Source organism: Mesorhizobium sp. M7A.F.Ca.US.002.01.1.1 (genome assembly GCF_004022955.1).
GTDB classification, from domain to species: domain Bacteria; phylum Pseudomonadota; class Alphaproteobacteria; order Rhizobiales; family Rhizobiaceae; genus Mesorhizobium; species Mesorhizobium ciceri.
Genome location: NZ_RZQE01000376.1, coordinates 1 through 5,919, shown reverse-complemented (window position 1 = coordinate 5,919; position 5,919 = coordinate 1). Strand labels below are relative to the sequence as shown.

Annotated in this window: 8 protein-coding genes and 1 pseudogene; 4 read left to right on the top strand and 5 right to left on the bottom strand. The window is 59.5% G+C overall.

Annotated elements, in window-relative coordinates; all coding sequences use genetic code 11:
- Window positions 1–239 (bottom strand): annotated as a pseudogene (locus EN932_RS27015) (universal stress protein UspA); the annotation flags it as partial.
- Between the two features lie 194 nt (window positions 240–433).
- Between EN932_RS27015 and EN932_RS27010 the strand changes: the two are divergent.
- Complete coding sequence (locus EN932_RS27010) at window positions 434–808, top strand: phasin family protein (protein ID WP_128369198.1); 375 nt, start codon at window positions 434–436, stop codon at window positions 806–808.
- Between the two features lie 24 nt (window positions 809–832).
- Complete coding sequence (locus tag EN932_RS27005) at window positions 833–1,186, top strand: cytochrome c (RefSeq protein WP_128369197.1); 354 nt, start codon at window positions 833–835, stop codon at window positions 1,184–1,186.
- Between the two features lie 131 nt (window positions 1,187–1,317).
- On the opposite strand, the gene EN932_RS27000 is transcribed toward EN932_RS27005, so the two are convergent.
- The 4 genes from EN932_RS27000 to EN932_RS26980 all read right to left on the bottom strand — a co-directional run bounded on the left by EN932_RS27000 (window position 1,318) and on the right by EN932_RS26980 (window position 4,691).
- Window positions 1,318–1,704 (bottom strand): translational machinery protein, encoded by a 387-nt coding sequence (locus tag EN932_RS27000; protein WP_128369196.1) that lies wholly within the window; start codon window positions 1,702–1,704, stop codon window positions 1,318–1,320.
- Window positions 1,705–1,765: 61 nt separating this feature from the next.
- Window positions 1,766–2,014, bottom strand: coding sequence for a lipoyl domain-containing protein (locus tag EN932_RS26995; protein WP_128369195.1), 249 nt, complete (start codon window positions 2,012–2,014; stop codon window positions 1,766–1,768).
- A 519-nt stretch (window positions 2,015–2,533) separates the two neighbouring features.
- Window positions 2,534–3,148 (bottom strand): response regulator FixJ, encoded by a 615-nt coding sequence (gene fixJ / locus EN932_RS26985; RefSeq protein ID WP_128369194.1) that lies wholly within the window; start codon window positions 3,146–3,148, stop codon window positions 2,534–2,536.
- Complete coding sequence (locus EN932_RS26980; protein ID WP_128369193.1) at window positions 3,135–4,691, bottom strand: PAS domain S-box protein; 1,557 nt, start codon at window positions 4,689–4,691, stop codon at window positions 3,135–3,137. The genes fixJ and EN932_RS26980 overlap by 14 nt, the downstream gene beginning before the upstream one ends.
- A gap of 203 nt (window positions 4,692–4,894) precedes the next feature.
- Between EN932_RS26980 and EN932_RS26975 the strand changes: the two genes are divergently transcribed.
- Both EN932_RS26975 and EN932_RS26970 read left to right on the top strand, forming a co-directional pair.
- On the top strand, window positions 4,895–5,707 hold the full coding sequence (locus EN932_RS26975) for a universal stress protein (RefSeq protein ID WP_128369192.1): 813 nt from the start codon (window positions 4,895–4,897) through the stop codon (window positions 5,705–5,707).
- Window positions 5,707–5,919: cation-transporting P-type ATPase (locus EN932_RS26970; RefSeq protein ID WP_245483329.1), on the top strand; the 213-nt coding region annotated here is incomplete at its 3' end. The genes EN932_RS26975 and EN932_RS26970, both read left to right, overlap by 1 nt.

Sequence of the window (5,919 nt, the reverse complement as noted above, 5' to 3'; positions counted from 1 at the left end):
GTGCTCAGGAATTCCTCTCTCAAGCAATTCAGGCGGCCCTCAATCTCCTCCACCTGACACCACAACGCCTTGGTCGCGGCCTGGTCATCGGTGCCGGTTGGTATGACAAAATGCGGCTCGGCTGCACAGAAGCCGATCAGATCGGCATCATGTCGTTGCGCAAGATCCCAGGCCATGGAGATGCGTGGCGCGGCGATGGTGTCCACGTCCAGTTGAACCATGATCGTTTTGAAAGCCATCGCTGCAGCCTCTTTTGCGTTGAAGCGAGCTAGCCACGAAGAGCGGGCAACGACCTTGATGCGTGTCAAACGCGGGAACGATATCGGTGGCGCCCGATAGCACCTGTTGATCCGGATCAACGACCTGGCGACGAATAGCGTTAGCGTCGTATGGCGAACACTTTTGTTTGCACCCTCACAATGGAGTACCGATCATGCAGATTCATCCCCAACCGTCGCAATTCGGCATGCAACTGGTGGAGAATGGCCAGAAGGTCGTCCTCGCTGCGACGTCTCTTCAGGCGCATGCTTTCAAGGCAATGATGCGCTATCACATCGAAACGCTGGGGTTTCTGAAACATCGCTACGAGCAGGATGTTAAGCTGGCCGGTGACCTGCTCGACGGCGCTGAATTCAACGACGCCTTCGACATCTTCTCCACTTTCCTGCAGAATGCGACATTGGAATACACAACCGAAGCCGGCAAGGTCGCGGGCCTGACCTCCAAGCTCGCGTCGGAAACGGCTAAGCGCGTGCGCAAGGAGGCCAAAACCGCAATCGAGGACGCAGCGGCGAAGACAGTCGCGTAGATCGAAAGGCGGAGGCCTGCAACCATGAGCAGCTATATGGGCAACGGGCGTCGCCGGCGGCAGTTTCGATGGGTTTGCGCACCTGCGGCGTTGCTGCTTGGATTCGTGCCTGCACAGGCCAACAGCTTGACGGAACGCGGCCAGGCATTGGTTGAGTTCAATTGCGCCCGCTGCCACGCCATTGGAAAAACCGATCAAAGCACCCATCCCGACGCGCCGGCGTTTCGCACCTTATCGAAGCGCTATCCGATCACGGATCTCGAGGAAGCCCTCGCCGAGGGCATTTCGACCGGCCATCCGGACATGCCCGAATGGGTTGCAAGCCCTGACCAAATCGAGGCGATAATCGCCTACATCAGCAGCTTGCAGCAACCATGATCGAGGTCATGGGCGCAGCAGCCGACCGAACCAGACGGTTCGCTGCGCGATCGGAGTTCATGCAAGCCGCTCTGTAAAATGCAATCGACCTCGCAGCCGATAGCGGGCCATCAGAGCAACTCCAGACTGAGCTAGGGCAACATCCGGTCAGCGGCACGGAAAAACGACCGCGCGTGTGCCACAATCTGGGCCTCCGTAGGATGATCCGCCGTTTCAACACCGACAATTCGATCCTTCAAGTGCGCATGGTGGTCACGGATGTGCTTGGCCAGTTCATCTTTTGCCGATCCTGGTCCCACGATCAGCCATTCCTTCGCTGGCTGCAGTGCGTTGATCACATCGTGATAGAAGGCATCGTTTTCAGGCGCTCGCTTGCCGTCGATGCTGCCTGCCTTGTTGTGGGTCTGATGATGCGCCAGCGTGGTGACAAGCCTCACGCTTTCGGCTGTCTCACGGTTGAAGAAAAACACCTTGGCTTCGCGATGGTCGAGCCAGGCGACGGCATGTTGGGTCTGCATGTCTATACGTCCTTGAGTTATTGTTGATGAGCGCAATCGTCGCGGTGAGGCGTCGAATGCTTCACGCGGATTGGAACTCCAGCGTTGCCAGGATCGAGCCGGGTTCGATGACGGCATTTGCTGTGGCGACGATCGTCGCGCGGCCACTTGCGGGCGCGACAATCTCGTGAAGCGCGTCTTCGACGCGAATTTCGGCTATTCGCTCGCCGGCCTTGATTGTGTCGCCGCTGGCAATGAACCAACGCTCCAGGATGCCCTCGGGCAGCATGCTGGACGCCCATAGCGCTTCGTCGACCTTGATGTACTGCATGGCAATCTCCTTCTGCTTCGAATGATAGGCGCTTCGCCAAACTGGGCCTTGATCACGATCAAACCAGCAGAGAGGATGCCAGCATGCAGACGGGCGGCCGGCCATTTTGCAACTCGCACAATGCCGGGCCGGCATGGCCGGTCGCCAAGCGGCGCCCGCTTAACGCCTACACAACCAAATGATTGGACCTCGTCCGCTCGGAACGACCGACGCGCATACTTGCCCACAATCGCATCGCGCAATTTCAGAAATGATCCAGGTCAAAGCGCGCCGCGCTGTTTCCGTCAAAGCTAAGACAATGTGGAACTCTATCCTAAGCGCACCGTATGGTCGCGACCTCGAACTCGCCGTCGTCGACGAGGAGGGGACGCATGCGCTCGTATTTCCGTGCGTAAGGAGTCGAGAAGGCTGGAAGAACGCCACCACCGGCGCCCGTGTCGATATCCGGCCGACGCACTGGCGCGATTGGAAGCCGGAGCAGGCCCAGGCCAGAACTGGCAACCCTCTCGAAGGGTCTCCCTAGGGTCTCGATTCCACGATCAACGCCATGCGCACAAGATGTGACAGTCTGCCCGCGCCCATTTTGCTCATGACATTGGCCCGGTGGATTTCGACCGTACGCGGGCTGATTCCCAGATCGTAGGCGATGGTCTTGTTCGGCAGACCCGACACAAGCCCGTCCAGCACCTGCCGCTCGCGCTCCGACAAGGTCCCCAGACGCGTGCGGATGTCCGAAGACTGGGGATGCGCCGCGTTTGCCTGGTTCCGGTTGGCCAGCGCGGAGCGGATCGCACCAATCAGCATCTCATCGTCGAACGGCTTTTCGATGAAATCGGAAGCGCCTTCCTTCATTGCCTGCACGGCGAGCGCCACGTCGGCATGGCCAGTCATCACGATGACCGGAATTGTATGTCCGCCTGCTCTGAGCTGTCGCAGAAACTCTATGCCATCTATGCCCGGCATGCGGACGTCGGTGACGATGCAGCCGTCGAGACTGCTCGTCGCCGTCGACAGAAATGCTGTGGCCGATTCGTGCAGGCGTACAGCGAAGTCTGCTGTGGCCAGAAGAAAACCGAGCGACTTGCGAACGTCGACGTCGTCGTCGACCACGTGCACCAGATCACTGTCGGCCATTTGTGAGCTCTTCTTTCTCTACGATGCGCAAGGTGAACCGGAACGCGGTTCCACCGGCCGGCACCGCCTCGGCCCATATGTGACCGCCATGCGATTCAACGATGGTGCGGCAAATGGAAAGACCGACACCCATGCCTTGCTTCTTGGTGGTCACAAATGGCTGGAAAAGTTGCGCCGAGACCTCCGGCGCGAGACCTGGGCCTGTATCGATCACGCTTACCTCGGCCATCCCATCATCCCGGGCAATAGTCGTGACTTTCAATTCGCGTCGTGCTGCATCCTGCATGGCCTCAACCGCGTTGCGCATCAGGTTGAGCAGAACCTGCTGAATCTGGATGCGATCGGTCAAGACCAGTTCGGCGGCAGGATCAAGCTTGTAGCTGACGAGAAGATTCATCTCCCGCGCACCGACCAAGGCCAGGGATGCAGCTTCCTCGATCAGCAAGGGCAGTCGTTCGACCTGGCGCTCGCTTTCGCCCCTGGCAACAAAATCCCTCAGATGACGAATGACGTCTCCCGCCCGCAGGGCCTGCTCAGCTGCCTTTTCCACGGCATCCCGCAGCATGGGCGCGTTCTCTTCCGTGCTCTTTTCAAGCAGCCGTCGACTGCCCTTGAGGTAGTTCGTGATGGCGGTGAGCGGCTGGTTGATCTCATGGGCAAGTGTCGAGGCCATTTCGCCAAGCGCGGTAAACCGCGCCATGTGGAGCAGTTCTTGCTGTTGCTCCTGGATTCTTGCTTCTGCCCGGTGGCGTTCGGTCAGGTCGCGGCAGAAGCCGGTGAAGAAGCGTCCGGTTCCCGGATGCATCTCGCCGACGGAAAGCTCCATCGGGAAGGTCGTGCCATCCTTGCGCGCCCCGGTAACGGTGCGGCCGAGCCCGATGATCCGGCGCTCTCCCGTCGTCAGGTAGCGAAGCAGATAGGCATCATGCTCGTCGCGATAGGGCGCTGGCATCAGCATTTTCACGTTTTGACCAATGACTTCACCTGATTGATAGCCGAACAGCGTTTCGGCTGCGGTGCTGAAGGATTGAATCCCGCCCTGCTCGTCGATGACGACCATTGCATCCGGCACCGTGTCAAGGATCGATCGCAAATGGTCCTCACGCAACCGAAGCGCCGCGTTGGCAAAGGAGAGTTCGCTGACATCCGTGCCTTCAATGAAGATCGCGGTGATACGGCCATCGTCGGCCTTGACCGGCTGATAGACGAAATCAAGGATGCGCTCTTCGACCGGCCCGTTGGCCTTGTTGCGAAGGCCAACCTTCACCCCGTGGCCGATATAGGGCTCGCCCGTCTTGTAAACATGGTCCAGATGTTCGAGAAATTCATGCCCTTCGAGCTCGGGAAAGGCCTCCCGCACTGACTTTCCAATCACTTGCCTATTGCCGATCAATCGCTGGTAGGCGGCATTGGTCAGTTCGAAAACGTGACCTGGCTCGCGCATGAGTGCGATAAAGCCCGGAGCCTGATCGAACATCCGCGACAAGAGGGCTTTCAGTGTCGTCCCACCGGGCGACAAACTGAGCGCTTCGTCCTTGATCACCTGAAGTTCCTGGGTTCGAGACGGTGCTACAACGGGTACCTATCATTTCTCGCGGCACACGCAAAACGGATCGAGTCGACGGTTTCGGACACAGATTCAGTTGGCGGGCGCAATTGGCGGGCTCTTTGACCCGCATCAAGGCATCGGGCGCCGGCGAATGCAATTCATCACGCATTCAATGGTTTCAGCGAAAGGCACCCGCAATGTCCTACAAGTCAATCATCGTCAACCTCGCCATCGATGCGGCTCCTGCGCCCATTGTTCAGGTTGGGATTGAACTTGCCGAGCGATTTGGAGCACATCTTATTGGCCTGGCAGCAGCCGATGTCCCACCTCTGGTCGCGACAGGCGAAGGCATGGTCTACGAAGGCGAGATCATGCAGATCCAGCGAACGGAGATCGAAAAGCGGCTCGCCGAATTGCGCGAAGCGTTCGAGAGACTCGTCCCGGCTTCGATTACAAGTGAATGGGGACAAGCGGTCTGCAGTCCGACCCGGTTCCTCAGCGTTTCGGCCAGGGCGGCCGATCTCATCGTCACCGGCGGCGGGGATGGAGACAACGTCTTTCGCGCTGTTGATATTGGCAGCCTTGCACTCGGCACCGGGCGGCCGGTTCTGGTCACCGCAGGCAATATGGAGCATATCCGCGCAAAAACCGTGCTTGTTGCCTGGAAGGACACCAGGGAGGCACGGCGGGCGATAGCCGATGCACTGCCTTTTCTGGCCAAGGCGAACGAGGTTATCGTCGTCACGATTGACACCAGCCGTGACCAGAGCATTCGTGACAGCCTCGACGATGTCGCCGTGTTCCTTGGACACCATGGCATCAAGGCGCGAACCGAGCTGATCGCCGGCGAGGCTGATGGCGACCGCCTGCTGACGTTCGCACGCTCGATCCATGCGGACCTGATCGTTTCGGGCGCCTATGGCCATAGCCGCTTGCGGGAATGGGCGTTTGGCGGCGTCACCCGCACGCTCATCGAAGAGAGCGGCATCAGCCGCCTCATGTCGTATTGATGACCAGCGAAGCTGACCAGCAATCCGTGGCACCGGACGGCGCCGCTTATTGGTCGATCGAGACCGATGACCTTCTGCGGAGCCTCGAGACGTCGCCATCGGGGCTTGCCGCCTCCGAGGCCGCATCGCGGCTGGCAAGAGTCGGTCGAAACACGCCGGCGTCGACGTCGAGCGCATCAGGCCTGGCGGTGTTTGCCCGCCAGTTCCGCAGC

What these genes read in the sequence shown, in the direction of transcription:
- EN932_RS27010 (WP_128369198.1), top strand. Translation starts at nt 434, where the DNA reads ATGCAGATTCATCCCCAACCGTCGCAATTCGGCATGCAACTGGTGGAG.
- EN932_RS26995 (WP_128369195.1), bottom strand. Translation starts at nt 2,014, where the DNA reads ATGCAGTACATCAAGGTCGACGAAGCGCTATGGGCGTCCAGCATGCTG.
- EN932_RS27000 (WP_128369196.1), bottom strand. Translation starts at nt 1,704, where the DNA reads ATGCAGACCCAACATGCCGTCGCCTGGCTCGACCATCGCGAAGCCAAG.
- EN932_RS27005 (WP_128369197.1), top strand. Translation starts at nt 833, where the DNA reads ATGAGCAGCTATATGGGCAACGGGCGTCGCCGGCGGCAGTTTCGATGG.
- EN932_RS26975 (WP_128369192.1), top strand. Translation starts at nt 4,895, where the DNA reads ATGTCCTACAAGTCAATCATCGTCAACCTCGCCATCGATGCGGCTCCT.
- fixJ (WP_128369194.1), bottom strand. Translation starts at nt 3,148, where the DNA reads ATGGCCGACAGTGATCTGGTGCACGTGGTCGACGACGACGTCGACGTT.